Here is a 25,917-nt window from a genome sequence, read left to right as displayed (position 1 = left end):
TATTTCTTATCTTTGATGTATGAATATGAATACGAGAAAATTAGAGTTAATTCAACTTATTATGGATTGTCATAATATTGAAATACTTAATGAAATTGAAAGTATTTTAAATGAGATTCCGGATAATATGGTTTTGGAACCTAATCAAATGTATAAAGCAGATTCAATTGATTTGGTTCCTGACTCTCACTACGTGCATTTAGAAGAAGATCGCAGAAGACACCTCAATGGTGAAACAAAAGGTTCCACATGGGACGAAGTAGAAAAGCGGCTCAGGAAAAAATATGACCTATAAACTTATTCTAAAACCTAGAGCAGAATTAGAGTTAGAAGATGCCTTAGAGTGGTATAATTCTAAATCGAAAGGTTTAGGTTTTCGGTTTTTAAATAGTATAAGATCAGAAATCTCATATATTCAGAAATTTCCAAAGCATTTTCAGATTTCAAAACACTCTTTTCGTCAAGCCCCTGTACAACGATTTCCATTTGTGATCGTTTTTGGGATTGAAAACGATACAGTAATTATTTACTCAATTTTTAATACACATCAAAACCCCACGAAGAAACCAAAATAATGCAAGAATACTATAACTACATTAAAGCCCTACATCTCATCTTTGTAATTACATGGTTTGCAGGGCTCTTTTATATCCCAAGATTGTTTATATATCAGATTGAAGCTTCACAAAAACCATCTCCTGATAAAGAAATATTAGGCGATCAGTTAAAACTGATGGCTAAACGTCTTTGGTTTATCATCACCTGGCCTTCAGCTGTTTTGGCTACCTTATTTGCAGTTTGGTTGCTAATTCTTAGACCCGGAATATTGCATAATGGCTGGATGCACGTAAAACTGGGATTTATCGTTTTACTTTTTATATATCATTTAAAAAGTCATCAAATTTTCAAACAACTTCAGGCAGGTATCATAAAATGGACTTCAAATCAGATGAGAATATGGAATGAAGGAGCCACTATCATCCTTTTTGCTGTTATATTTTTAGTAATTGTTAGAGACGCAGTTAACTGGATTTATGGAGTTATCGGAATTCTATTATTAGCAATTTTGTTAATGCTTGGAATAAAATTTTATAAAAGAGTTAGAGATAAAAACCCCAATGCTTAACAAAATTTCACAATTGAGCTTCTTTCCAAAAACATACACCACCAAAAACAATCAGTCTATTGTCATTAGACAAGCGGTTTCTGATGATGCTGAACCGCTATTAAAACTTAAACTAGCATATCTAAAAGACACCGCAACTCTACCTCTATTCGCAAATGAATATCCTAATGATATCGATCAGGAAAGAGAGATGATCCAAAGATATCAATCTGAAAAAAACAGCATTATTCTGGCAGCTATTTCTGAAAACACCATTATCGGAAACTTAGATCTTACGGGAAGTTGGAGAAAAAAAATGCAACATACAGGAGTCATTGGTATGGGTGTTCATACAAAATGGCAAAATCAGGGTATTGGTAGTTTATTGCTTCAAAGTGTATTGAGCTGGGCACAAGAAAATCAATTATTAAAAGTGATCTGGTTAGAAGTTTATGCTAACAATAGTCCAGGTGTTGCTTTGTATAAAAAAATGAAGTTTATACAATCCGGAGTTCTCCCCAATTTCTTTATGGAAAAAGGAGTATATATAGACAAAATCATCATGTCTAGAGAAGTGAACCAAGCTCAAAAACCCCTTAATAAATAAGTTTTAATGTATTTACCCTGGATCCTTTAGTATTTGCGTAATTATTCATTCGTAATTAGTTTGTATCTTCGTGTAATTTTTTAAACGAGTACCGATATAATCTTATGATCAAATCCATGACAGGTTTTGGGAAGTCAATCCTTCAGCTTCCTACCAAAAAAATTACTATTGAAGTAAAATCCTTAAATAGTAAAAACTTAGATCTCAACGCTAGAATCCCTTCTCAATACCGAGAAAAAGAGCTAGAAATGCGCAAAACTATTGCCCAAGCTCTAGAAAGAGGTAAAGTTGATTTTAGTCTATACGTCGAAGTTACTGCAGAGGAAAATTCAACTAAAATCAATGAGGATATTGTTAAGGATTATATCAAGCAGTTAGAATCTATCCACAACTCTGGAGAAAAACTGGAGATGATGAAAATGGCGGTTCGCATGCCCGATGCTCTAAAAACAGAACGTGCAGAAGTAGATGAAAAAGAGTTTGAAGCGATAAAAGAAGGGCTTCTAGAAGCTTTGGAGGCAATTGAAAGTTATCGGTTAGACGAGGGAAAAGCATTAGAAAAAGATTTTGTTACTCGCATTAAAAATATTGGTGATTTGCTGGAAAAAGTAATTGCAATTGATCCAGAGCGTATCGAAGTAGTAAGAGAAAGATTGCATAAGGCTGTTTCTGAATTAAAAGAACAGGTGGACGAAAACCGATTTGAACAAGAATTGGTCTACTATCTTGAAAAGTTTGATATCACAGAAGAAAAAGTAAGGCTTGCCAATCATTTAGACTATTTTACAACCACCCTGAATTCTAAAGATTCTAATGGTAAAAAATTAGGTTTTATCACTCAGGAAATTGGTAGGGAGATTAATACGATCGGTAGTAAATCTAATTATGCGCCAATGCAGCAATTGGTAGTGCAAATGAAGGATGAATTAGAAAAGATCAAAGAGCAATTATTAAATATTTTGTAATACTGATATACGTCTTTACCCAATCTTGGTAAAATTTATATAGATGAAACAAGGAAAACTTATCGTGCTGTCTGCGCCATCCGGAAGTGGAAAAACTACTTTAGTTAAATATTTATTACATAAAGAGGAATTGAATTTAGATTTCTCAATATCTGCTGCTTCCAGAGAACCTCGCGGAGGAGAAGTACACGGAAAAGATTATTATTTTCTATCACTAAGAGAATTTAAAGACAAGATCAAAGCCGATGAGTTTCTGGAATGGGAAGAAGTATATCGAGATAACTTTTACGGAACCCTGAAAACCGAAGTACAACGTATCTGGGATAAAGGCAAACATGTGATTTTTGACATAGACGTAGTTGGTGGATTAGATATAAAAAGAATTTATCCAGATCGAACATTGGCTATTTTTGTAAAACCACCTAGTATCGAAGAATTAAAAATCCGATTAAAAAAGCGTAAAACTGAGTCAGAAGATAAAATTAATATGCGTGTTGCCAAAGCTTCTACCGAGTTAGCAACTGCTCCACAATTTGACGCTATTATTACCAATGATGACTTAGAAAAAGCAAAAGCAGAAGTGTTTCAATTGGTTAAGAAGTTTCTTGCAAATTAAGCTTTATAATAATTAAGTAGATTTCCGTGAAAACGGAAATGAAAAATCACTATTGTACGTGAAAAAAATAGGTTTATATTTCGGTACCTTTAACCCTATTCATATAGGTCACCTGGCTATTGCCAATCATATGGCCGAATACTCAGATCTGGATGAAATCTGGATGGTAGTCACTCCTCATAATCCATTTAAGAAGAAAAACTCTTTGCTAGATAATAACCATCGATTAGAAATGGTATATCGCGCAACAGAATCGTATCCCAAACTAAAGCCCAGCGACATAGAGTTTAAGCTACCTCAACCTAATTACACTGTGAACACATTAGTTCATCTACAGGAAAAATATCCTGATTATCAGTTTAATTTGATTATGGGCGAAGACAATCTAAAAAGCTTCCATAAATGGAAAAACTATGAAGTGATTTTAGAAAATCATCACATTTATGTATATCCACGTATTTCTGAAGGAGTAACAGATCATCAATTTAAAGATCATCCGAAAATTCATAAAGTCGCTGCTCCGATTATGGAAATCTCTTCTACTTTTATCCGAAAAGCGATTCCTGAAGATAAAAACATAAGGCCTTTATTACCACATAAAGTATGGGAGTATATTGATGAGATGAATTTTTATAGATAAAAAATAAACCTGTAAGGTTTTGGAAACCTGACAGGTCTGAATCTTATTGCAATTTTCAACTATTTCCCAGGAAAATCAGCTTTTCTTTTTTCTAAAAATGCTGTAGTTCCTTCCTTGAAATCTTCGGTTCCAAAACAATTTCCGAATTCTTTGATTTCTGTTTCAAAACCATTGACACCATCTTCATAAGCTGCATTTACTGCATTGATAGCTGCTCCAATCGCTACCGAGGAATTCCTCATGATTTTACTTGCTATTTTTTCTGCTAATGGTAATAACTCTTCTTGTGGAACCACGTGATTCACCAATCCATAATTCAATGCTTGATTGGCGTCGATCATTCCTGCAGTCATAATCATTTCCATGGCTCTACCCTTACCTACTAATTGTGGTAAACGTTGTGTACCTCCATAGCCTGGAATTACACCTAGCGAAACTTCTGGTAATCCCATTTTAGCATTATCACTCGCAATTCTAAAATGAGCTGCCATCGCTAACTCTAATCCTCCACCAAGCGCGAAACCATTTACCGCAGCGATGACAGGCGTAGATAAATTTGCAACAAAATCAAAAAGCAACTGCTGTCCTTTTGCTGCCAATTGGCCTCCCTGATCTACCGAAAAATTTGCAAATTCGCTAATATCAGCCCCAGCTACAAAAGCTTTTTCTCCGCTTCCGGTAATGATAATAACCTTAGTCTTGATATCCTTGTTAGCAGTATCAAAAGCATCGTGAAGCTCCTGAATTGTTTCTTTATTAAGTGCGTTTAATTTTGAGGGTCTATTAATGGTAATAGTTGTGATACCATTTTGATGAGATGCGAGAATATTAGTATGCATTATGTATGTTGTTTGTTTATTATTTTATGTCCCTTTCAAAGTATAAATAGAAATACATCCCGATCCCAAAATCTTCTACATCTGTGGATACCAACCTCCATCCATCTTTGCTATAAAAATCCAGTTTTGCCTGAATGTCTTTAGAAGACGATTTTAAGATATGTTCTTTATCCAATGTTAATTTTGAATAATAAATCAAGGATTCTAATTTATACTCTTTCATAGTTATTTGATTTGCTGTTCTTTTGGAAATTTCACTTTAAAAACCGTTCCTTTTCCTTCCTGAGATGTAAAGGTAATACTTCCGTTATAGGTTTCCACAATATTTTTTACCATACCCAATCCTAAACCCATACCACTGCTTTTGGTTGTAAATTTTGGCTCAAAAACCATTTTTTTATTCTCCTCGGTTATACCTATTCCATTATCCGCAACTGTAATAACAACATTATCCTTTTCTGTAAAAACATTAACCATTATCTTAGGAGTCTGATCTTCTGGTATGGCTTGTATTGCATTCTTCACCAAATTTGTTACTACACGTATTAATTGTGTTCTATCAAATTTGGCAATGATCTCTTCTTTTTCTGATGGAAAAATAATATAGTCTTCATTAAAAATATCCAGTGCCAATCCCACAACCTTTACTACATCCAAAGTTTCTCTTTTCTGTGCCGGCATCTGGGCAAAATTAGAAAATGCCGATGCAATAGAACTCATGGTATCAATCTGTTGAATCAACGTATCACTATACTCTTTTACTTTCTGTCCAATATTAGGGTCACTAGGATCAAATTTTCGTTGGAAACTTTGAACAGTTAACCTCATTGGTGTTAATGGGTTCTTAATCTCGTGGGCCACCTGTTTAGCCATTTCTCTCCAGGCAGCTTCACGCTCACTTTTTGCAAGCATCGCTGCACTTTCTTCCAATTCATCGATCATACTGTTATACGCACTGACAAGTGAGTAAATTTCATCGCTAGAGTCTCCTATTCGAATTCTTTTATTTCGTTTATCTAAGCGGGTTTGATCAATCGTATCAGAAATTGTCTTAAGAGATCGGGTAATATATTTTGACAGAAAATATGCAAGGACTATTGCAATAAGTAACATCAATAGGTAAACCTGACCAAGCCTTTTTAAAGACTCCCATAATTCTCTGGAAAAGAAATTGTCGTCTTCGAGATATGGTAAATTAAGTATCGCCAATGGCTTTGATTTATCATCTTTGATATATGTATAAGAAGATAAAAAGTGTTCTCCATTTTTCTCAGATACCCCTAAATACCTTTTTTCATATCCACTATCTAAAGTGTCTATAATATGCTGATTCAACTGTTTATCAGTAGTATCACTAACGAAGGTCTCTTCTGACTTAATTAATAATTTACCCGATAGGTTATAAATATTAATGGGTAATGAATGTTCATGAGATATCTGATTAATTCTTTTTTTCTCTCTGAAAATTAAAGCAACATTTTCCTCAGTTACGGGATATGTGGTGCTTCTTAATGCATTATTGATAGCAATTTTAATTCGCTCTTCTTTTCTTTCTAATCGCTCACGATGATAGTCTTCTGCCTCTTCTTTATACTGATACACCGTAATGGCAGCAACTAAGACAGAAGCTAACAAAACTAATACGGTCATAGAAATAAAAATCCTCGTTCTAAGAGAGAGTTTGGTAAGCTTCATAGTATTCTTTGAGACGTAAATATAACAAATATCGCACCAAAATAGTTTCAAAAAGGAAACCCAGAGTAGCACACAACCACATTTCTTTTCTTTAGGAGGAATTGGTTAAATTTACTTAGTTTTGAATCTATGGATAACAATGCTTTACTTTCTGTAAAAAACCTAAACGTTTCTTTTGCTTCTGAGAAAACAGAAACACAGGTATTGTATGATATTTCATTTGATATTCATCCTAATGAAATTTTGGGTGTTGTAGGAGAATCAGGAAGTGGAAAATCGGTTACTTCTCTTGCAGTTATGGGTTTACTTCCAGCAAATACAGCCAAAGTTTCGGGGGAAATCTTATATGAAAATTATTCTCTACTTGATTTGGAAGATAAAACACTTAGATCCATTCGTGGTAATGAGATTGCAATGATCTTTCAGGAACCTATGAGTTCTTTGAACCCTTCTATGAAATGTGGTAAACAAGTAGCAGAGATTCTATTACAACATACCAATTTATCTAAAGCTGAAGCTAAAACTGAAGTTTTATCATTATTTGAAAAAGTAAAACTTCCTGACAGTCTTCGTGCCTATAATGCTTATCCTCATGAGCTAAGTGGCGGGCAAAAACAGCGTATCATGATCGCAATGGCGATAGCTTGTAAGCCAAAACTACTTATTGCCGATGAGCCTACAACAGCATTAGACGTAACAGTTCAAAAAGAAATTATTGGTTTACTAAAAGATCTTCAGAAAGAATACCAAATGAGTATTCTCTTTATTTCTCACGACTTATCACTAGTATCAGAAATTGCCAATAAAGTTTTGGTGGTTTATCAAGGTAAAATGATGGAGTACAGAACTACACAAGAGATCTTTAATAATCCTCAAAATGATTATACCAAAGCACTGATTCATGCCAGACCATCGTTAAACGTAAGATTCAAAACATTACCAACCATCAAAGATTATCTGGAGGATCAGCAAAAGGAAAGAGCTATTATCTCTAAAATACAACGAACAGAACATCATAAAGAACTATACAGCAAGCCTGCTTTATTAGAAGTAAGAAATATAGAAAAGATCTTTTTTTCTAAGGTTGGATTGTTTGGTAAAAAAGAATTTAAAGCGGTCGATGGGGTAAGTTTCAAACTGTACGAAGGTGAGACACTAGGGCTTGTTGGCGAATCAGGATGTGGTAAATCTACCTTGGGTAATGCTATTTTGCAATTAGACAAAGCTAATAGTGGTGAGATTTTATATAAAGGTCAGGATATCACAAAAATTTCTTCCGCAGAAATCAGAAGTTTAAGAAAAGAGATTCAATTAATTTTCCAGGACCCTTTTGCTTCGCTTAATCCTCGTTTGACTATTGGTAAGGCCATCATGGAACCTATGAAAGCCCACAATTTATATACTACTGATGCCGAACGAAAAGAAAAAACTATTGAGCTGTTAGAACGAGTAGGATTAGATCCGAATTTTTTTAATAGATATCCCCACGAATTTAGTGGTGGACAGCGTCAAAGAATAGGAATAGCAAGAACCATTGCACTCCAACCAAAACTAATCATCTGCGATGAATCAGTGAGTGCATTGGATATATCAGTGCAGGCACAAGTACTAAATCTATTAAATGAACTCAAAGAAAAGTTTGGCTTTACCTATATTTTTATATCTCACGATCTTGCTGTGGTAAAATACATGTCTGATCAATTATTGGTTATGAATCAAGGTAAAATCGAAGAGCAAGGAGATGCTGATACTATCTATGAAGCCCCAAAGAAAGAATATACAAAAAAGTTGATCGATGCAATACCTAAAGGTATCTAGTATACACTTAATAAAAGTATTAATTCGTCTCTACTCCCATTTCTTAAAATTTACCGTTTTTTAATTATAGGGGTTGACCTGTTCCTATTCATCAATACTAAGTTTAAATAATAAAACTTAACAAGATGAAAACACTAATTGTTACAAAATTGAAAAGGATCCTTTTTGCATTGGTCATACTATTATTTGTATCGTGTGAAACTGATATCCCGGAAACTGACATTACTGCTCCTACTTTTACATTCAATATCTCAGGAGATGGATTTAATCGAACCTTTAACCAAGACGATGATTTTTCCAGATTACAACTAAATTTACGCACAGATACTGAATACGATTTTATCTATTCTGGTGCCGATTCTGGTGGTGTAGAAAGAATCTCCTGGCAATATCCCCATGATTACATAGAATTTTCTACAGATATACCCGCTCCTTGGCAAAATACTGCGGCTACATTCCTTTCCAGTATAATTTTCTGGGATGGCGATGAAACAAACCCAACTACGGGAAATATTTTGGCAGGTAAATTGGTGACAAATGGAGAGTCTGTAAGTATCGCATTTTCTTTTCTTGTCAAAGACTTTGGAGGATTGGATGGAGTATCGAATACTACAGAAAAGACATTGAATATTTATATCGATGAACAAAACACAGAAGTTATCGGTCTCTGATATCATCATAATTATGACTTTAAAAAACCTATCTAGATTCTTCAGATAGGTTTTTTTAAACCCAAATGTTTACCTCTTAGCAAAAGGTATCACTAATCATAAACTATAAAACTTAAAATGATGAAAACAACAATGAAATTTTTAACGTACGTGATGATGGCTTTTGCTCTAGTATTCACAACCGCTTCTTGTGATGGAGAAGATGGTGCCAACGGACTTGATGGAGCAATAGGACCAGCTGGACAAGATGGAAACGCTAATGTAGTTTCCGTTTTATTAGAAAATCAAACATTAAATAATGGAGATACCATTTTTGACGTCCCTCAATTAACTCAAGAAATATATGATACAGGAATTGTATACGCATATGTAACCGTAACAGGAAATGACTATTGGGAGGTATTGCCTCTAAGTCTTGGACAAGATATCATTCTGGAAATTGACAAGATAGAAGTTGGTAGAATTACATTAAGAGCAACTTTTACCCAATCCAATCTTAGATTAAGATTTGTACTAGTAGAAGGTACAGATGCCAGTGCTATTGATTTTAGTAATTATGAAGAAGTACAAGCATATTACGATCTAGACTAATAAAATCAACTTATTTCAAATACAAAAAAACCTATCTGTAAGTTGAAGATAGGTTTTTTTGTATTTGATGTTTACCTAACACATTCAAGCTACACTAATAGGAAACATTAAAACGTAAAAAATGAAAACGACAATGAAATTTTTAAGCTATTTTATAATAGCATTTGCTATGGTATTAACTTCTAGCTCTTGTGATGGAGAAGACGGAATGGACGGTGTAGAAGGGCCACAGGGTATCGCTGGTCAAGATGGAGCTGACGGACAAGACGGTGCGGATGGACAAGATGGGGAAGATGGAAACGCAGAAGTAATATATAGCGATTGGATTCCTGCGAATTTTGAAGGATCCTCGGCTTCGGTAAAATTTATGCTCATAGATTTCCCACCAGAGTTGCCGAGCGCAACAAGTATCAGAGATACACATGTGATTTTGGTATATTATTCAGGTTTTGGAGATGGCAATACGTATCAACTACCTGTTTTAAATTTCAGAGGCGCCCAATTTACATTTGGTTATGGTAGTGGTAGTGCTGCTGCTTCAGACATAATTATAACAGCTCGAGCCTTAAGTGGTGATTTAACTGAGTTTCAGATTGATCCTACAAGGGGGGCTAAATTAAGATATGTTATTATTCCACCTAATATCAATGTAGGTCGTAGTTCCATAGATTATTCTGATTATAACGCTGTAAAAGAAGCCTATCATCTTAAAGATTAATCCTTACTACCCTTCTTTGTACTTTGCAACCTTAATACGCATATCGTATTAAGGTTTGCCTTTTTCTAATTAAATCCAAAATTAATTTTTACACAACCGTGCTATTTTGTAGCTTTAGAACACAAATTAAAAATCAACGTACCAATGGGAATTTTTGACGAAATAAAGAAGAAGCTTAGTAACGAATTTATAGATATTGTAGAATGGTTAGATAATACACAGGATACCATTGTACATAGATTTGAGCGTTATCAAAATGAAATTAAAAATGGTGCTCAATTGATCGTTAGAGAAGGGCAAACAGCAGTTTTTGTCAATGAAGGTCAATTAGCAGATGTATTTGAACCTGGAACGTATACTTTAAACACGCAGAACCTGCCCATTTTAACGACTTTAAAGGGATGGAAATATGGTTTTAATAGTCCTTTTAAAGCAGAAGTTTATTTTGTAAATACACGGCTGTTTACGGATGAAAAATGGGGAACAAAAAACCCGATTACTCTTAATGATGACCGTTTTGGATTGGTAGAGATCAGAGCTTTTGGTACCTACGCCTTTAAAATCAATGATCCTGGAAAATTTATTGTTGATATTGTTGGAACTGATGCCAATTTTACCAATTATGAAATTAATGAGCATCTCAAAAGTTTAATTTCTACAAGATTTACCGACACCGTAGGTGAAGCTAACTTCCCTATAGAATTGTATGCTGCCAATACTACCGAATTATCCGAAACTTGTAAAGAGGTAATGCAACCAGAATTTAATTCTGTTGGTATTTCTTTAGAAAAATTCTTTATTGAAAATGTTTCTATGCCAGAAGATTTGAAAAAAGAAATCTTTGAGTATAGTAGAATCGATAAGTTGGACCTTGATAAATTAACAAAGTTTAAAACTGCTAAAGCTATTGAAGCTGCTGCTGCCAATGAAGGTGGAACAGCTGGTGCTGGAATGGGAATGGGAATGGGATTTGTACTAGCACAACAAATGGGTGGTATGATGAATCCTATGGCTGCACAACAGCAAATGCAACCTCAGCAAACCTCTCCAGTGGCTCCTCCACCAATGCCTGTTCAGATTCAATATTTTTATGCTGTTAATGGTCAACAAGCCGGACCTGTATCATTTGATCAACTAAAAGCATTATTTGCAAACAGAACAGTGAATAAAGACTCTCTCGTTTGGAAACAAGGAATGGCCAATTGGACAGCTATCAAAGATGTTGAAGAATTAAAATCATTCTTAGGTGGTAGCACTCCTCCACCATTACCAAGTAATTAGGAAAATAATTTTATTTTGAAAAACACCCTCATCCTTACCTTCTTCCGCCTAAGGCGAAAGAAGGAACATTTATTAGTATAATAAGTTAGTAAATTCCTACATGGAAAAAGAAAAAAAAGCAGTTTCTGAACAAAAAAAATCTTGTGTTAATTGTGGCGCCGAGTTAACTTACAAACCCGGAACTACTCAGATTACCTGTGACTATTGCGGCCATGAAGAAACTATTGTACAAAATGAAGATGGTTTTCAGGAACTAGAATTAAAACCTTATCTCGATGAAATGGGATCTCTTTCTCATTCTGAAGAGATCATGATGTTACATTGCAAAAACTGTGGTGCCAACCAGCATATCGAAGAAAACTATAAATCATTGCATTGTGTATACTGCACTATGCCTTTGATTATAGAAGATGCTTACAAAGAAGATTGGATACTTCCTGGGGCCGTGTTACCATTTCAATTTGATCAAAAAAAATCGCATCAGATATTTTCTAAATGGGTCAAAGGATTATGGTTTGCTCCAAATAATTTAAAAAAGGCTGCTTTAGATCCTCAACACACCAAAGGCCTATATCTGCCTTATTGGACCTTTGATGCACAGTTATATGCTACCTATACCGGGCAAAGAGGAGATTATTATTATGTAAGTGTGCCTTATACCACTACAGTGAATGGAAAGACTGTACAACGGACAAGGCAAGAACGAAGAACGCGTTGGACTCCTGCTAGTGGTAACGTTAGCGGTTTTGTAGATGATACTTTGATAAAAGCTTCGCATCAGCGTAAAAATCCAATACCTACTAAAATCGCTCATTGGAACCTTCAGACTCTGGAACCCTTCAACACTAGTTATCTTGCCGGATTTGTTACAGAAAAATATACGATCCCTCTAAAAGATGGTCATTTATCTTCTACACAAGAAGCCGAAAGAATAGCTCGTTCCTGGGCACGCCACGATATTGGCGGTGATACGCAACGAGTACATTCAATAAATATGAGTCTATCAGAAGAAACATTTAAACACATTCTACTTCCTGTTTACATCAGCGCATATCAATATAGTGGAAAGAAATACAATTTCTTTGTCAATGGTCAGACTGGCAAGATATCTGGAAAAAGACCCTATTCCTTCTGGAAAATATTCTTCTTTGTCCTTTTTATTATTGCAGTAATTGCTCTGATTGTATGGTTAGCAGACACCTACGGAAATCAACAATAACAAAATCAATTTTTAGATTCGAAACTAATTATTTCATATATAGTTTTACTAAGGTCAGTGCAAGGTTTTTCTTTTGCAATTATAAAAAACTCCTTCTCTAATTTTGCTTTTAAAGAAGTACGATTTTTAGAAGCTTTTCTTAGTGTCAGAACAACTTCTTGATTAGCAGAAACCATATTCACAATTCCTGAGCCGGAACCTACAACTTGTTTTACTTTTACTTTGACAGTAGTGGAACCAGAAACATTACAAATAACCTTGTCTTCAGAAACTTCTAATAAAACAGCATTTAGATGCACCGTATTTGGTGGAATCTGGTTGTTATCAATGAACTTTAATTTAGTACGATCATTGTCATTTGAATCTCCAAACTTTGGTTTTTCTATTGGTGTTTTATCAGGATTATTTTCCTCTTTTTCCTGAGCTATACCAGTATTCGATTTGCAGGAAAACAAAATTATAATCAACCCTAGATATATTGCTTTATTCATAGCCTTAAAATAAAAAAAGGAGTTAATTAAATCAACTCCTTTTTGATAATTCTTGTTATTTAAGATTACTTTTTAAGTAATTTAACAACAGTGTTTGTACTTAACCCCGAAACTTTTGCATAATATATACCAGAGGATAAGCGTGAAGCGTTCCAAGTAATATTAGCACTTGTATTAACGTCCGATATCGTATGTACCAAATTTCCGGTACTATTGAATATTTCTATACTTACCTTTTGACTCGATTTTGAGATAGTATCTCCAAGGTTGAAGAAAAACTCGTTATTCGATGGGTTTGGATATACAGAAATATCTTTATTTAAATTCAGAGTTGTCAATGGAGCTTCAGCTTCAGGACCGATTGGTTCTATATCAGTGCTTATGATATCACCAAAAATCTGGAAAGTTTGATCCAATGGCGTTCTTGAAAATACCACTGATGCTGTTGACCAATCTGTTGCTCCCAATCCAAAGATGTTTGCTGCATCTCTAAACTGAGACTCTTCTCCTATAACATTATCTTGCGAAGCCCAGAACCACTGATTTGTACCAGGATTAAAAGCAAGATTCACATATATTGAGATCCAATATTTACCACTTTCCAGCGTTACTATTTCCGGAAGTAAAATATTAAGATTTGCATCATTTAATTCAGAAATTGGTGCAATCCCTCCACTATTATAAATCTCATCTCCTGGCAATCCAGCATTATCTTCATAAATCACTATAGTAACATTATCAAAAGAAGGAGCTCCTCGTGTTCCACCAAAAGCTAATACTCTATCAATATCCCAAGTATTACCTTCGGGAATAGTAAAATCATCCGCAGACTGGGCTAATCCGCCAAAATCTAAGAAATTCTGAGATGGTAATGTTCCTATTTGAGGGTTTGTCTGCTCATAGATAGATGGCTCTGATACTGTTACTGTAAAACCTTCTGAAACCTGTTCCTCTCCGGAAGAAGCAATCAATCCAATAGAAGCAGCTCCAATACTATCAGGAGCATAGGATAGTGTCAAAGTATCACCTGATAATACTGCGGTAACCAAATCAGGATTAGAATTGGTTAGCTCAATATCGATTGGTAATCCCTGTGATTGAACAAACAATCCTGTTATATCGATTATTGTTTCAGCACTATTTTCGTTAACCCCAAAATCATCTAATAAAAATGCAGTAGTTAATGAAGCTTCTGGTAATGGATTTGCGTTTATTGGAAAACGAGCACTAAATAAGCCACTTCCGTGAGCTGCTACAGCTATAAATCCATCTTTTCTGGTAACCACTTCGTCAGTCACTGCATTACCTATGGCAAAATTCTCTTTTCTCCAAACTGTATTTGTTCCATTTAATCTTCTTGTAGAATATAAACCAGTGCTAGTAGCAGCAAATATTCTTTGTAATCTTGGACCAGCAACTCCCGTACTTCCTCCTAAGAAAGCTGTACTTCTAACAGAAGGTCCATTACCTGTTCCATCTGCATTTTCTTCTAAATTTCCGCTTATATCCGTCCAGGTTTCACCTCCATCTTCAGTTATGAATACACTTGGGATTCCATAATTAGAAAAAGTAACGATCACCCGATCTGCGTTAGATGGGTCAATATTGATATCATTTACAAACCCTTGTGGTAAACCTTTACCTGTAGAAAGATCTACTGCTTGTTGGTTATCTATATTGGCATTATCCATTCTAAAAACAAGGCCTGAATTAGTACCGTAGTACAACCTGTTTGCAACAGGAAATCTTGAAACTTCTAAAGCAGTAATTGAAGATCCGTCTGGAGTTGATGTAGTTGAAACATTTACCCAGTTTTCTGTTGCATTTGTATTGGTAAATAGTGGCAATCCATCAAGATCATTATTTCTCCAAATCGAGCTTCCTGCCGGCATATACATGATATTATCATTATTTGGATCAAGAATGAATGGATTGATAAAAGAAAAACCTGTTGCACCTGCAGGCTCTACAGCTGAAAAAGAAACAAAGTTACCTTCTTCATCAAAATTAAATCTAAAGACATTTCCACGCTGAGAAGAAACATAACGAGTTCTACCATTGTCTGCTATTGCGCTATATGCACCATCTCCACCAAAATCTTCTTCCCAAATAGCATTAGAATCCGTAGAATTCGTGAACCAAGTACCGTTATCCTGAAATCCTGCAACTAAGTCATCTGTGTTAGGCTCAGGATCAAAGGCTACGTGATAAGGTTGTGTGGTGATATAACCATTGTTTAAAGAAGTCCAACTTACAGGTTCAACGCCATCATTTGTTGCCGTGATATCTTCTGTTACGAAAACTCCTCCGTCATTACCCGACAATGCCTTATTTGGGTTTGAAGGGAAAAATAATAAAGCGTGCTGATCAGGATGTTGATTTGTATAAAGGCTCACGTTATTTAAAGGAGAATATCCAGCAATCCAGCTTTCTTGTCCGGCTGGAGTTGTGAATCCTGTTGTGGATCTATATACGTTCGTTCCTCCAACAAAAACCATATTGCTATCTGTTGGATGTACTTTTACAATCATATTGTACTCACCTTGCAAATTTAAGTTTCCAACGCGACCGCCAATTCCAAATGGTAAATTTACACTTAAATCTGTCCATGTTCCTGAGGCTGCATCATATCTGTTTAGCAATGCAGGAATTCCTCCACTATTATTTTGAGTAAGAAAATACACAGTATTTTCATTTGAAGGATCAATTCCCATCACTGTTCTCCCATATACAGGTACAAAGCCTTCTGGCGTAATATTAGTCCAGGTATCTCCATCAGAGGATGTAAAAAATCCTGCTGTAGGATCAGTATCAGAATCTATGGTAGCGTATATTTGACCAGTAGAAGTAATAGCAACTTCTGCTTTGCTATCAAAACCTCCTGTTAATACTTCTGTAAATGAGTTACCGCCATCCTGAGATCTTTGAATACCTGTAATAGTTCCCAAATAAATATCACCATTTCTAGGATCAATTACTATTGAGTTAATAAGATCAAAAGGTTCATTAGTACTAAAGATTCCAACATCTGGATTTGCAGTTGCCTCTAACAATCGGAAGGTACGTCCACCATCACGTGATTTATATACTCCACTTCCTTGATAAAATGCTCCTCCGGCACTTGCAGAGTTACCCCAACGCTCTCCAGAAACATAATACCAAGTTCGACTATGTCTTGGCCTTGGGTCTTGTGCAATAGCTGTGATGCTAGGACTTTGAGAAGATCTTGTCACTTTTCTCCAGGTTTCTCCTCCGTTTTCTGTTCTCCATAATCCTCCGGAAACTCCTCCGGCTAGAATTATGTTTTCATTTCCGCTATCAATTGCTAATGCACGGGTTCGTCCTCCAACATTAAATGGTCCTCTATTTTTCCAAAAAGAAAAACTACTTGATTTGGAAGATTTTGGAACTGCTGAAAGAGAATTTTTAGAATCATCACTCGTGCTAATTTTGTTCGTGAATTGAAGTTCTGCTTTTCTAATTCCATTTGGTATTTTTCCTGTTTTAGGATCTTTTAACCTCATAAGCTCATAGGCTGCTCTTTCCTGTGCATTATCTGCTTGACGTTCCAGAGGAGTTTTAGAATCCGTAGATCCTTTCTTGCTATCAAACATTTTGGTCTGCTTGTAGAGCTGATGACCTTTTACAGGCTGTTGTTGTGCACTTGTATGCAACTGCTGCGCCTGAGCGGTTGCCGTATACGTTGTTAGAATAACTGCGAATGCGCTAACGCCTCGGACGAGGCTTCGTAAAGTTGAATTCATATTGAGTTAATTTTGTGTGAAACCCAAAGCTAACTCATTAAGCACAAAACATTTGTTAAAATATTATCAAAATGTCATACTATTTTATTAATTCGGTTGCAAAGTGAATTCTCTTCTCTCAGTAATCACATGACAAATATCTTTATCTACAACAATAGGAGTGTTTGAAATGAATGTTTCATAACCATCTCCAGTCACCGTTATAGTGTAGGTTCCCGTCCTCTCATAAGCGCCAATAAATGTATCTGTATCTACAAAATTCATCAATGTTTCTGTATACAATTCATCCGTAGCCACGACAGTGATACCAGAAGTTAAAAAAGCATCATTATTAGCAGCATCTTTAATAGTAATCTCCAAGCCCGGTCTTAGTTCTTCTGTACAGAACACAGGATCTGATGTTTCTTGTTCATCTAAATTACAAGCAGTACAAATTACCAATAGTATTAAAATTAATTTCTTCATATTTCTTTTGCATATTTATAATGAAGATGCATTTATAATCATCTGGTTGCGTCTTCATTTTACGAAGATATATATTCTGAATAAATCTCCCTTCCTTTTTAATTCATCCACAAGTATTTGCCCAATTTTATGGTGGTAAACACAAAATTAGTTTATAAAAAAAAGCATCCCTATTAGAAAAGGATGCTTTCTTCAACATATTATTACTTGTTACAAGTCAAACTTAATTCCCTGAGCCAATGGTAGCTCGGTTGTATAATTGATTGTATTGGTTTGTCTACGCATATATACTTTCCAGGCATCAGAACCAGATTCTCTTCCTCCTCCTGTTTCTTTTTCTCCTCCAAATGCACCACCAATTTCAGCACCAGACGTTCCTATATTGACATTAGCTATTCCACAATCTGATCCTGCATGAGATAAGAATCTCTCTGCTTCACGAAGATTATTAGTCATAATAGCCGAAGATAATCCTTGTGCTACACCGTTCTGAACTTCGATAGCATTCTCTACATCCCCGCTATATTTCAATAAATACAAAACCGGAGCAAAGGTCTCGTGCTGAACAATTTCATAAGAGTTGTCTGCCTCGGCAATTGCTGGTTTTACATAGCATCCGCTTTCATATCCTTCTCCAGAAAGTACACCACCTTCAACCACTATATTTCCACCTTCTTCTACTACTTTCTCTAAGGCATTTTGATATCCCTTAACTGCATCTTTATCAATAAGAGGGCCTACGTGATTATTTTCATCCAATGGATTTCCGATACGCAGTTGTTTGTATGCATCAACGACTGCATTCTTTACTTTATCATAAATTGATTCGTGAATAATCAATCTTCTAGTAGAGGTACAACGTTGTCCCGCAGTTCCTACTGCTCCAAATACAGCACCGATTACCGTCATTTTAATATCTGCATCCGGTGTTACAATGATCGCATTATTTCCTCCTAGCTCTAATAATGATTTACCAAGACGTTGTCCAACAGTCGCTCCTACGATTTTACCCATTCTGGTAGATCCAGTTGCAGAAATTAATGGAATACGCTTGTCGGTAGTCATCATCTCTCCTACTTTATAATCTCCATTAATCAAACAGGAAATACCTTCAGGAAGATTATTTTCTTTTAATACTTTAGCAATAATATTTTGACAAGCAATTCCACAAAGCGGGGTTTTTTCACTAGGTTTCCAAACACATACATCCCCACAAATCCAGGCTAACGCTGTATTCCAGGCCCATACTGCAACCGGGAAGTTAAACGCAGAAATAATCCCTACAATTCCGAGCGGATGATATTGTTCATACATCCTATGTCCTGGTCGCTCTGAGTGCATTGTTAATCCGTGTAACTGTCTTGATAGCCCAACCGCAAAATCACAGATATCAATCATTTCCTGAACCTCTCCTAATCCTTCTTGATAAGATTTTCCCATTTCATAAGAAACCAGTTTACCAAGCGGTTCTTTCAACACTCTTAATTCTTCTCCAAACTGTCTTACGATTTCTCCTCGTAGAGGTGCCGGTTTTAGTTTCCAGGTTTTAAATGCTGATTGTGCTTTCGCAATTACTTTTTCATAATCATCAGAAGTAGTAGTAGTTACTTTTCCTATAAGATCCCCATCTACCGGAGAATAAGATGAAATTTCCTCTCCATTCGAGAACCAATCAGAACCAGTAGAAGTTCCTTTATTAAGATCAGAAACACCTAATTGTTTTAATGCTTCTTCTATTCCAAAATCTGTTGCTATAGTTGCCATGTTTTTCGAATTATTTTTTTAAGATCGTAAAGATACTGTCTTTTGAAGATATATTAAATTTTGATCGTTTATAAAGTTGATTTTGAGTAATTTTTCAAAAAAACACTCTCAAAAAAACCAATCTTCTAATAAAATCTTATTGCCCAAACTAAATTGACTCTCTACTCCTCTGCTACAAATCTCTTGTCAACCGGCATCTCTGTTTCACAATTATTACAGGTTCTTAAAGCTTTGTTACCATAAAAGTCTTTAAAATGTTTCAGAAAATCCTTTTCTATGTCATGTAGTTTAAAGTATACTTCGTGTAGTTTAGTATTACAATTATCACAAAACCATAATAACCCATCCTCTGCTTCCAGATCAACTCGCTTTCTTTCAATAACAAGGCCAATTGATCCTTTGTGACGTACCGGAGAATGCGGAACCTTTGCAGGATGTAAATACATATCACCAGGTCCTAACTTCATGGTTTTCTTTTCACCATCCTCTTGTATATGGACTTCTATCTCACCTTCTAATTGATAAAATAGTTCTTCAGTTTCGTTATAATGATAGTCTTTTCTTGCATTTGGACCTGCCACTATCATCACAATATAATCGCCTGCTTCTTTATATAAATTTTTATTCCCAACGGGTGGTCTTAACGTCTCTCTATTTTCCTCAATCCACTTGTTTAGATTGAAAGGTTTCCGGATTGCCATATACTATATATTTAGAACATAAAATTAATGAAACGAGTGGAAATCTTTCTCAAAACTAAAAGATTCTTATTCAAAAAATAAAAGCGAACCGAAGTCCGCTTTTATTTTTTTAGGTTTAGCAGCCAGTATCTTCATATTCTGTACTTCCATCTGTTGGACACGGATCTGAACACGATTGTGTAATAATGATTTGGAAAGGACTATTTCCTGGTCTGAATACACAAGCACAACATTCATCAAAGAAAGGGAATCCTCCTCCTTGTATAGATTTTTGTGCAATCTTACTTAACTTTTTACTGTTGTCGATGTTTAAAATTTTTTTAAGCATAATATTAAATTGATTTGTTATGGTATTAAAGATAAAAAAAGAATATGGTCTTTTGTCATTATTAGTCCAAAACATAACCTTAATTTCATCAATTTGAGGTCTGATTATCAAATATTTATTGTTGTTTCTGAAAAATATATAAAAGGGAATTTTCTCAAACACGAAAAGATTGATAATCTCACTAAAAAGAAATCGCCCAAACAAGATTTCTCTTGTAGAGCGATTTCCAACTAAATAACCAACCAAAAAAATTTATATCGTCTAGTGCGACTTTTTCTATTTTGTAAGCTTCATAAAATCAGCTTTCTTTAACCTTTTCTTTTCATTCTGAGACGGTTTTCCATCTTTAGAATTTTTAAACTGTAAGTATCCTCTACCCACAAATTCATAAATAGTTCCAGATGCAGGATGTAATAATTCTATTCTGTTATCATTTATAACGGTCAACTCGAAATATTCATTGCCCAAATAATCGTAATCAAGTGTTAAATTTTTCATATAGAAATTATTAGGCACATCATCTACTGCATAATATCCGGTATAATCGTAGTATATATCATTGATATTATTGACATTAACATCTTCTGAACTTCTGAAATTATCACCTGATCCATAATATAAAAACTGCAAATAATTTTCATTATCAAACTCATTTAGAGCTCCAAACTCACTTGTATATACTTTTTCCCACGTTATATATTCGTGTAAAAAGTAATGAATGTTATCATAGAATACTTTATCATAATCAAAAGTGTTTCTTTGATACCCTATTAGATAATAGCTCGTATTGGTAACCCCGTCATATAGTCTTATTTCGTTATTTGCAAATTGAGTTACATCCAAACTATAGGTACCGTCCAGATCGTGACTTATATCTACTTCCATATTAAAAGTATTATAATACCCAACATCCAATCCAAAACCGTTTCCATTGCTGCCAATACCGACTAAATTGTTGTTGGCAAAAAAGGACCCGTTTTTAAACGAAACGGTAAAAGCTTTCTGAAGAAAAGGAATTTCTCCACTACCTTGTGTGCGTTCTATATCTACGTACCATATTTCATAGGTGTTTAGTAATTCATCCAAAGTAATTGCAGGTTCCTCGATATACAAATCATCTTCTATAACAACTTCTGCTACACAAGAAGTCAAAAGCATTGAACCTAAGATAAAAGCCGAAAGTAATTTTAAAGTCTTCATAAGCTATGTGTTTTCATTTTCAAGTAATAGAAACCAAAACGTGTGCCAAAAATATATTTAATTGATTATCAGCTGTTTATTTTGATAGGTATTTTGCTTATTTTTGAACTCACAATCATTTTACATGGATAAAGAATTAAAATTTGCTGTGATCGGCGGTGGTAGTTGGGCTACAGCCATTGTAAAAATGCTAACAGAGAATCTGAATGAGGTAGGTTGGTATATGAGAAGTATATATGCTGTAGAACATCTCAAAAGACAACAACATAATCCTAATTATCTAAGCTCTGTAGAATTTAACCTTGAGCAGTTAAGGCTTACCAATGATATTAATGAAGCGGTTGAATACGCAGATTATCTAATTTTTGCAATTCCATCTGCATTCTTACATACAGAACTAAAAAAACTTACTTCTTCATTAGAAAACAAAGTTATTTTTTCTGCTATTAAAGGAATCGTTCCAGAAACGGGGTTAATTGTCGGAGAGCATTTTCATGATGTATATAATATTCCTTTCAATAATATAGGAGTTATCACCGGTCCATGTCATGCAGAAGAAGTAGCACTAGAGCGTCTTTCGTACCTGACCATTGCGTCTAATGATGAAGCAAAAGCAGAAATCATGGCCGAAAAACTAAGTAGTGAATACATTAAATGCAAAGTCAGTGATGATATCATTGGTACTGAATATGCTGCGGTTCTGAAAAATATTTATTCTGTAGCTGCAGGAATAGCTCACGGATTAGGATATGGAGATAATTTTCAGAGTGTTTTGATGAGTAACGCAATCCGTGAAATGAAACGTTTTATTAAGAAGATTCATAAAATGAAACGTAATATCAACGATTCAGCATACTTGGGAGATCTACTGGTTACCGGATATTCTATTTTTTCTCGTAATCGTATGTTTGGAAATATGATTGGAAAAGGATATACAGTAAAAAGTGCTCAAATGGAAATGAATATGGTTGCAGAGGGGTATTATGCTGCTAAAACCGCTTATGAACTGGATGCGACTAGTAGTACTCGTACTCCAATCATTGATGCCGTACACGATATATTGTATGAAAATAAAAATCCTAAAAAGATTTTTAAGAAACTAGCTGACAAGTTAGATTAATCAAGTATATCCGAAAATTCTGACCAATCAAAAAAAGAAGTAACATTTTAATGCAAAATCATACTAACAAAAAACAACCTAATAACCCGCTACACGGGATGAAGTTGTTGACTATATTAGAATTGTTAGTAGACCATTATGGATGGGAAGAATTGGCTAACAAAATTTCTATCAACTGTTTTAAAAATGATCCCTCGATTAAATCTAGTCTTAAATTTTTAAGAAAAACGCCATGGGCAAGAGATAAAGTTGAACAGCTTTATCTGGAACTGAATAGAAAAATAGGATAGAAGCAAGCTACTATGGAAAAATTAGTGCTGCATTCTCTCATATCAATTTCATAACTATAGATAAGAACTACTTTAGAAGCTTTATTTCTTTGTAACTTTATAAGCATGAAAGAACTTATAGAAACATTTTATACTGGTTTAAGTGAGCGAAATGCAGAAAAGATGATTTCCTGTTATCACGAAGATGTAGTTTTTGAAGATCCTGCTTTTGGAAAATTGAAAGGTGAAAGAGCAAAGAAAATGTGGCAGATGCTTTGCAAAAATGGAAAAGACTTGAAGGTAGAATTCTCTGCGGTGGAAGCAAATGATCAAAAAGGTTCTGCTCATTGGGAAGCCTCGTACACTTTTAGTCAAACAGGAAGATCTGTTCATAATAGTATTGATGCAGAATTTGAATTCAAAGATGGTAAAATCATAAAACATACAGATCACTTTGATCTACATCGGTGGGCTTCGCAAGCCATTGGTTGGAAAGGCAAATTATTAGGAGGAACCAACTTCTTCAAGAAAAAACTGCAACAACAGACCAATAAAATGTTAGATAGATTTTAAGCATAAGATAATTAGAGGAAGATGGGAGAATTGGTTGAAGATTTTTATACCGCTCTAAGTAACCACGATACAACCAAATTGGTTGCTTTATACCATGAGGGAATTATTTTTAAAGATCCTGTATTTGGAGAGTTACAAGGAGACCTAGTAACAAAAATGTGGTATTGGCTCTTAGAAAATGGTCCGGATATGGAAGTGAAATTTTCTGATATAAAAGCTGATGAAAATAAAGCCTCAGCATACTGGGAAGCGAGATATACATTTGGAGAGAGAAAACGCCCAGTATTAAATAAAGTAAAGGCCAAATTTGAGTTTAAGGATGGTAAAATCTTTAGACACGAAGATGACTTTAGTCTTAAAAGATGGGCTTCTCAAGCAATGGGTTGGAAAGGAAAAATGATTGGCGGCACTACCTACTTTAGAAAAAAAATACAGTTTAGATCCAAAAGATTATTAGAAAAATATACGATCCCGTTGATTCATGATACTAAACATGATATTTTAGAAACTCCATTGGTTTCTGCGCAATGGCTTTCAAAAAATTTGGATGCACCAGACATTATGGTTTTGGATACTACCATAAAAAAAGCAGTAAACAATGCTCAGTCTGAAGATGAAAGTAAATGTATCAAAAACGCTCGTTTCTTTGATATTAAAGGGATGTTCTCTGATAAAGAAACGAACATTCCAAATATGCTTGTATCTCCCGAAGTCTTTGAAGAAGGTTGTAGAAAACTGGGTATTAGCAATCATCATAGAATCGTGGTGTATGATCGTTTAGGCATATACTCAAGTCCCCGCGTTTGGTGGATGTTTAAAACTATGGGCTACGATAATGTTGCGGTTTTGGACGGAGGATTACCTACCTGGGAAAAGATGGGACTTCCTACGGAACCCTTTGATCTAAAAAAGACCTATCCGAAGGGTACCTTTTCCTCTCATTACCGAAAAGAATTAGTAATTACATCTGAAGATGTTCTGGCAGAAATGAATAATGAAAATACGCTTATACTTGATGCAAGGTCTGATGGAAGATTTAAAGCTGTGGAACCAGAACCCAGAGATGACTTAAAAGGTGGTCATATTCCAAATTCAAAAAGTTTATACTACGTAAGAGTTTTAAAAGATGGAAAAATGCTACCATCAGAAGATTTAAAAGAAATTTTTAACGATTTAAATATTATTAATAAAAAGCTGATATTTACCTGCGGATCCGGCATAACAGCTTGTATTATTTTACTAGCCGCAGAGCTTGTTGGATATACCCATGGAGCTGTTTATGATGGCTCCTGGAGCGAATGGGGACAATTGGATGAAGTTCCTATTGAATGCTAATATTTTATAATTAATCATAATCTTTTTTATGCGATACGCACTATTATTTTTGCTTCTTATTGGGTTCAATAAAACCTCTTTTAGTCAAACTGAAAAATTTGGGTTACAAGATTTCTATACCTATAACTCTGAACTGGAGTATACCGTAGATTCTATCTATCATACGCTTTCTGAAAGACAGCGCGTGGCACAAATGATCATATCTTCTGCAGGAGAATTAGGAAAACCCATGGCTACTGTAAAAAAATTGACCGAAAATAACGCTATCGGAGGTGTGGTTTTCCTAAAAGGAAGTAAAAAAACGCATACAGAAAGTATCGATGCCTTAAACCAGATTTCTGCCAAAAACAAGACACTTCCTCTACTCTTTAGTATGGATGCAGAACCCAGTTTATTTTCCAGTCGTATTAAAGGTGCCAAAGATGTCGGTAAAACGATAGACATTAAAACCGAAGCGCAATCAGACCTGGTTGTAAATACTATCAATACTGAACTTAGAGAAATTGGGGTTCATCATAATTATGCACCTGTTTTGGACATCAGCGCCAGCAATGAGGCTATTAAATCCAGAAGTTATGGTAGTAACAGAGACTCTGTAATTAGCTTAGCAAATCAGTTTATAAAATGTACACAAGAAGGCGGAATTATAGCAACTGCGAAGCATTTTCCCGGTCATGGTTTGGTAAAAGGAGATACACATAAACAAAGCGTATATATTGATGGACCATTGCAAGAAGTAGATAACTACAAAAAAATTATAGAAGATGGTGTTTTGTCTATTATGATTGCCCATATCACGATTCAAAACAATGAGAAATACGGAACTGATGGCTTGCCATCTAGTTGTTCCAGAAAAATAATTACGGGTTTATTGAAAGAGGAAATGGGATTCAAAGGAGTCATCATTTCTGATGCATTAAATATCATGAAGGCTGTTACTATTCTTGATAATGCTCCTTTATTGGCTTCAAAAGCTGGTTGTGATTTAATTTTAATGCCTCAGAACGAAAATGCGACCATCAACGCAATCCTTAATGAGATGAAAAAAAATTCCGCTTATAAAAAGCAAGTAGTACAGTCAGTTAAGAAAGTATTGCGCTTAAAGGTTTGTGCTGGGGTTATTTAAATTTCTAATTCGTAAT

28 protein-coding genes are annotated in these 25,917 nt (G+C 34.9%); 18 read left to right on the top strand and 10 right to left on the bottom strand.

What is annotated here, in order from left to right:
- The first annotated feature begins 19 nt into the window (after window positions 1–19).
- The 7 genes from ACFSR1_RS13285 to nadD all read left to right on the top strand — a co-directional run bounded on the left by ACFSR1_RS13285 (window position 20) and on the right by nadD (window position 3,933).
- Window positions 20–295, top strand: a complete 276-nt coding sequence (locus ACFSR1_RS13285) for a hypothetical protein (RefSeq protein ID WP_378293252.1) — start codon at window positions 20–22, stop codon at window positions 293–295.
- Window positions 285–575, top strand: a complete 291-nt coding sequence (locus ACFSR1_RS13280; RefSeq protein ID WP_378293250.1) for a type II toxin-antitoxin system RelE/ParE family toxin — start codon at window positions 285–287, stop codon at window positions 573–575. Before ACFSR1_RS13285 ends, ACFSR1_RS13280 begins: the two co-directional genes overlap by 11 nt.
- A complete protein-coding gene (locus ACFSR1_RS13275; RefSeq protein WP_378293248.1) occupies window positions 575–1,126 on the top strand; it encodes a CopD family protein in 552 nt (183 codons plus the stop codon). Before ACFSR1_RS13280 ends, ACFSR1_RS13275 begins: the two co-directional genes overlap by 1 nt.
- Window positions 1,119–1,712, top strand: coding sequence for a GNAT family N-acetyltransferase (locus tag ACFSR1_RS13270; protein ID WP_378293246.1), 594 nt, complete (start codon window positions 1,119–1,121; stop codon window positions 1,710–1,712). The genes ACFSR1_RS13275 and ACFSR1_RS13270 overlap by 8 nt, the downstream gene beginning before the upstream one ends.
- Window positions 1,713–1,816: 104 nt before the next feature.
- The gene (locus ACFSR1_RS13265) at window positions 1,817–2,677 is read left to right on the top strand and encodes a YicC/YloC family endoribonuclease (RefSeq protein ID WP_378293244.1); all 861 of its coding nucleotides are present in this window, start codon (window positions 1,817–1,819) and stop codon (window positions 2,675–2,677) included.
- A gap of 43 nt (window positions 2,678–2,720) precedes the next feature.
- Window positions 2,721–3,293 carry a guanylate kinase gene (gene gmk / locus ACFSR1_RS13260; RefSeq protein ID WP_378293242.1) on the top strand — a complete coding sequence of 191 codons (573 nt, stop codon included), beginning with the start codon at window positions 2,721–2,723 and terminating at the stop codon, window positions 3,291–3,293.
- Window positions 3,294–3,351: 58 nt separating this feature from the next.
- Complete coding sequence (gene nadD / locus ACFSR1_RS13255; protein ID WP_378293240.1) at window positions 3,352–3,933, top strand: nicotinate (nicotinamide) nucleotide adenylyltransferase; 582 nt, start codon at window positions 3,352–3,354, stop codon at window positions 3,931–3,933.
- Between the two features lie 59 nt (window positions 3,934–3,992).
- Here nadD and ACFSR1_RS13250 read toward each other — a convergent pair whose 3' ends face one another.
- The 3 genes from ACFSR1_RS13250 to ACFSR1_RS13240 are packed head-to-tail and all read right to left on the bottom strand — an operon-like array spanning window position 3,993 to window position 6,467.
- A complete protein-coding gene (locus tag ACFSR1_RS13250; RefSeq protein WP_378294508.1) occupies window positions 3,993–4,775 on the bottom strand; it encodes an enoyl-CoA hydratase/isomerase family protein in 783 nt (260 codons plus the stop codon).
- 16 nt (window positions 4,776–4,791) lie between these two features.
- Entirely contained in the window at window positions 4,792–4,995 is a 204-nt protein-coding gene (locus tag ACFSR1_RS13245) for a DUF4177 domain-containing protein (RefSeq protein WP_378293238.1), read from the bottom strand.
- Window positions 4,996–4,997: 2 nt separating this feature from the next.
- Window positions 4,998–6,467, bottom strand: a complete 1,470-nt coding sequence (locus tag ACFSR1_RS13240) for a sensor histidine kinase (protein WP_378293236.1) — start codon at window positions 6,465–6,467, stop codon at window positions 4,998–5,000.
- A gap of 129 nt (window positions 6,468–6,596) precedes the next feature.
- Between ACFSR1_RS13240 and ACFSR1_RS13235 the strand changes: the two genes are divergently transcribed.
- The 6 genes from ACFSR1_RS13235 to ACFSR1_RS13210 all read left to right on the top strand — a co-directional run bounded on the left by ACFSR1_RS13235 (window position 6,597) and on the right by ACFSR1_RS13210 (window position 12,765).
- Window positions 6,597–8,285, top strand: coding sequence for an ABC transporter ATP-binding protein (locus tag ACFSR1_RS13235; RefSeq protein WP_378293234.1), 1,689 nt, complete (start codon window positions 6,597–6,599; stop codon window positions 8,283–8,285).
- 125 nt (window positions 8,286–8,410) lie between these two features.
- Window positions 8,411–8,956, top strand: coding sequence for a hypothetical protein (locus ACFSR1_RS13230; RefSeq protein WP_378293232.1), 546 nt, complete (start codon window positions 8,411–8,413; stop codon window positions 8,954–8,956).
- A gap of 120 nt (window positions 8,957–9,076) precedes the next feature.
- Window positions 9,077–9,547, top strand: coding sequence for a hypothetical protein (locus ACFSR1_RS13225; protein ID WP_378293231.1), 471 nt, complete (start codon window positions 9,077–9,079; stop codon window positions 9,545–9,547).
- 121 nt (window positions 9,548–9,668) lie between these two features.
- Window positions 9,669–10,265: a hypothetical protein gene (locus ACFSR1_RS13220; protein ID WP_378293229.1), complete on the top strand. Its 597-nt coding sequence runs from the start codon at window positions 9,669–9,671 to the stop codon at window positions 10,263–10,265.
- Window positions 10,266–10,409: 144 nt separating this feature from the next.
- Window positions 10,410–11,546 carry an SPFH domain-containing protein gene (locus ACFSR1_RS13215; RefSeq protein ID WP_378293227.1) on the top strand — a complete coding sequence of 379 codons (1,137 nt, stop codon included), beginning with the start codon at window positions 10,410–10,412 and terminating at the stop codon, window positions 11,544–11,546.
- A 100-nt stretch (window positions 11,547–11,646) separates the two neighbouring features.
- Complete coding sequence (locus tag ACFSR1_RS13210) at window positions 11,647–12,765, top strand: DNA helicase PriA (RefSeq protein ID WP_378293225.1); 1,119 nt, start codon at window positions 11,647–11,649, stop codon at window positions 12,763–12,765.
- 5 nt (window positions 12,766–12,770) lie between these two features.
- On the opposite strand, the gene ACFSR1_RS13205 is transcribed toward ACFSR1_RS13210, so the two are convergent.
- From ACFSR1_RS13205 to ACFSR1_RS13175, 7 genes are all read right to left on the bottom strand, one after another.
- Entirely contained in the window at window positions 12,771–13,256 is a 486-nt protein-coding gene (locus ACFSR1_RS13205; RefSeq protein WP_378293223.1) for a hypothetical protein, read from the bottom strand.
- A 65-nt stretch (window positions 13,257–13,321) separates the two neighbouring features.
- On the bottom strand, window positions 13,322–17,020 hold the full coding sequence (locus ACFSR1_RS13200; RefSeq protein WP_378293221.1) for a T9SS type A sorting domain-containing protein: 3,699 nt from the start codon (window positions 17,018–17,020) through the stop codon (window positions 13,322–13,324).
- An 87-nt stretch (window positions 17,021–17,107) separates the two neighbouring features.
- The gene (locus tag ACFSR1_RS13195) at window positions 17,108–17,485 is read right to left on the bottom strand and encodes a hypothetical protein (RefSeq protein ID WP_378293219.1); all 378 of its coding nucleotides are present in this window, start codon (window positions 17,483–17,485) and stop codon (window positions 17,108–17,110) included.
- 210 nt (window positions 17,486–17,695) lie between these two features.
- Complete coding sequence (gene amaB, locus ACFSR1_RS13190) at window positions 17,696–19,249, bottom strand: L-piperidine-6-carboxylate dehydrogenase (RefSeq protein WP_378293217.1); 1,554 nt, start codon at window positions 19,247–19,249, stop codon at window positions 17,696–17,698.
- Between the two features lie 161 nt (window positions 19,250–19,410).
- Entirely contained in the window at window positions 19,411–19,950 is a 540-nt protein-coding gene (locus tag ACFSR1_RS13185; RefSeq protein WP_378293215.1) for a 3-hydroxyanthranilate 3,4-dioxygenase, read from the bottom strand.
- Window positions 19,951–20,065: 115 nt separating this feature from the next.
- Window positions 20,066–20,278: a hypothetical protein gene (locus ACFSR1_RS13180; protein ID WP_378293213.1), complete on the bottom strand. Its 213-nt coding sequence runs from the start codon at window positions 20,276–20,278 to the stop codon at window positions 20,066–20,068.
- 276 nt (window positions 20,279–20,554) lie between these two features.
- Entirely contained in the window at window positions 20,555–21,478 is a 924-nt protein-coding gene (locus ACFSR1_RS13175; RefSeq protein WP_378293211.1) for a nicotinic acid mononucleotide adenyltransferase, read from the bottom strand.
- 124 nt (window positions 21,479–21,602) lie between these two features.
- Between ACFSR1_RS13175 and ACFSR1_RS13170 the strand changes: the two genes are divergently transcribed.
- The 5 genes from ACFSR1_RS13170 (at window position 21,603) to ACFSR1_RS13150 (ending at window position 25,901) form a co-directional block, all read left to right on the top strand.
- A complete protein-coding gene (locus tag ACFSR1_RS13170; protein ID WP_378293209.1) occupies window positions 21,603–22,598 on the top strand; it encodes an NAD(P)H-dependent glycerol-3-phosphate dehydrogenase in 996 nt (331 codons plus the stop codon).
- Between the two features lie 50 nt (window positions 22,599–22,648).
- The gene (locus ACFSR1_RS13165) at window positions 22,649–22,888 is read left to right on the top strand and encodes a VF530 family protein (protein WP_378293207.1); all 240 of its coding nucleotides are present in this window, start codon (window positions 22,649–22,651) and stop codon (window positions 22,886–22,888) included.
- 105 nt (window positions 22,889–22,993) lie between these two features.
- Window positions 22,994–23,440 carry a nuclear transport factor 2 family protein gene (locus ACFSR1_RS13160; RefSeq protein WP_378293205.1) on the top strand — a complete coding sequence of 149 codons (447 nt, stop codon included), beginning with the start codon at window positions 22,994–22,996 and terminating at the stop codon, window positions 23,438–23,440.
- Window positions 23,441–23,461: 21 nt separating this feature from the next.
- On the top strand, window positions 23,462–24,775 hold the full coding sequence (locus tag ACFSR1_RS13155; protein ID WP_378293204.1) for a rhodanese-like domain-containing protein: 1,314 nt from the start codon (window positions 23,462–23,464) through the stop codon (window positions 24,773–24,775).
- Between the two features lie 28 nt (window positions 24,776–24,803).
- Window positions 24,804–25,901, top strand: coding sequence for a glycoside hydrolase family 3 N-terminal domain-containing protein (locus ACFSR1_RS13150; protein ID WP_378293202.1), 1,098 nt, complete (start codon window positions 24,804–24,806; stop codon window positions 25,899–25,901).
- Window positions 25,902–25,917: the final 16 nt, after the last annotated feature.

Source organism: Aquimarina rubra (genome assembly GCF_042684305.1).
Classification (GTDB): domain Bacteria; phylum Bacteroidota; class Bacteroidia; order Flavobacteriales; family Flavobacteriaceae; genus Aquimarina; species Aquimarina rubra.
Note: the sequence above shows the minus strand (reverse complement) of the source record. Positions and strands in the feature narration are given on the sequence as shown.

Excerpts from the sequence above, each read along its gene's own strand:
- ACFSR1_RS13285 (WP_378293252.1), top strand. The coding sequence starts at position 20 with ATGAATATGAATACGAGAAAATTAGAGTTAATTCAACTTATTATGGAT.
- ACFSR1_RS13280 (WP_378293250.1), top strand. The coding sequence starts at position 285 with ATGACCTATAAACTTATTCTAAAACCTAGAGCAGAATTAGAGTTAGAA.
- ACFSR1_RS13275 (WP_378293248.1), top strand. The coding sequence starts at position 575 with ATGCAAGAATACTATAACTACATTAAAGCCCTACATCTCATCTTTGTA.
- ACFSR1_RS13270 (WP_378293246.1), top strand. The coding sequence starts at position 1,119 with ATGCTTAACAAAATTTCACAATTGAGCTTCTTTCCAAAAACATACACC.
- ACFSR1_RS13265 (WP_378293244.1), top strand. The coding sequence starts at position 1,817 with ATGATCAAATCCATGACAGGTTTTGGGAAGTCAATCCTTCAGCTTCCT.
- gmk (WP_378293242.1), top strand. The coding sequence starts at position 2,721 with ATGAAACAAGGAAAACTTATCGTGCTGTCTGCGCCATCCGGAAGTGGA.
- ACFSR1_RS13245 (WP_378293238.1), bottom strand. The coding sequence starts at position 4,995 with ATGAAAGAGTATAAATTAGAATCCTTGATTTATTATTCAAAATTAACA.
- ACFSR1_RS13240 (WP_378293236.1), bottom strand. The coding sequence starts at position 6,467 with ATGAAGCTTACCAAACTCTCTCTTAGAACGAGGATTTTTATTTCTATG.
- ACFSR1_RS13235 (WP_378293234.1), top strand. The coding sequence starts at position 6,597 with ATGGATAACAATGCTTTACTTTCTGTAAAAAACCTAAACGTTTCTTTT.
- ACFSR1_RS13230 (WP_378293232.1), top strand. The coding sequence starts at position 8,411 with ATGAAAACACTAATTGTTACAAAATTGAAAAGGATCCTTTTTGCATTG.
- ACFSR1_RS13225 (WP_378293231.1), top strand. The coding sequence starts at position 9,077 with ATGAAAACAACAATGAAATTTTTAACGTACGTGATGATGGCTTTTGCT.
- ACFSR1_RS13220 (WP_378293229.1), top strand. The coding sequence starts at position 9,669 with ATGAAAACGACAATGAAATTTTTAAGCTATTTTATAATAGCATTTGCT.
- ACFSR1_RS13215 (WP_378293227.1), top strand. The coding sequence starts at position 10,410 with ATGGGAATTTTTGACGAAATAAAGAAGAAGCTTAGTAACGAATTTATA.
- ACFSR1_RS13210 (WP_378293225.1), top strand. The coding sequence starts at position 11,647 with ATGGAAAAAGAAAAAAAAGCAGTTTCTGAACAAAAAAAATCTTGTGTT.
- ACFSR1_RS13205 (WP_378293223.1), bottom strand. The coding sequence starts at position 13,256 with ATGAATAAAGCAATATATCTAGGGTTGATTATAATTTTGTTTTCCTGC.
- ACFSR1_RS13200 (WP_378293221.1), bottom strand. The coding sequence starts at position 17,020 with ATGAATTCAACTTTACGAAGCCTCGTCCGAGGCGTTAGCGCATTCGCA.
- ACFSR1_RS13195 (WP_378293219.1), bottom strand. The coding sequence starts at position 17,485 with ATGAAGAAATTAATTTTAATACTATTGGTAATTTGTACTGCTTGTAAT.
- amaB (WP_378293217.1), bottom strand. The coding sequence starts at position 19,249 with ATGGCAACTATAGCAACAGATTTTGGAATAGAAGAAGCATTAAAACAA.
- ACFSR1_RS13185 (WP_378293215.1), bottom strand. The coding sequence starts at position 19,950 with ATGGCAATCCGGAAACCTTTCAATCTAAACAAGTGGATTGAGGAAAAT.
- ACFSR1_RS13180 (WP_378293213.1), bottom strand. The coding sequence starts at position 20,278 with ATGCTTAAAAAAATTTTAAACATCGACAACAGTAAAAAGTTAAGTAAG.
- ACFSR1_RS13175 (WP_378293211.1), bottom strand. The coding sequence starts at position 21,478 with ATGAAGACTTTAAAATTACTTTCGGCTTTTATCTTAGGTTCAATGCTT.
- ACFSR1_RS13170 (WP_378293209.1), top strand. The coding sequence starts at position 21,603 with ATGGATAAAGAATTAAAATTTGCTGTGATCGGCGGTGGTAGTTGGGCT.
- ACFSR1_RS13165 (WP_378293207.1), top strand. The coding sequence starts at position 22,649 with ATGCAAAATCATACTAACAAAAAACAACCTAATAACCCGCTACACGGG.
- ACFSR1_RS13160 (WP_378293205.1), top strand. The coding sequence starts at position 22,994 with ATGAAAGAACTTATAGAAACATTTTATACTGGTTTAAGTGAGCGAAAT.
- ACFSR1_RS13155 (WP_378293204.1), top strand. The coding sequence starts at position 23,462 with ATGGGAGAATTGGTTGAAGATTTTTATACCGCTCTAAGTAACCACGAT.
- ACFSR1_RS13150 (WP_378293202.1), top strand. The coding sequence starts at position 24,804 with ATGCGATACGCACTATTATTTTTGCTTCTTATTGGGTTCAATAAAACC.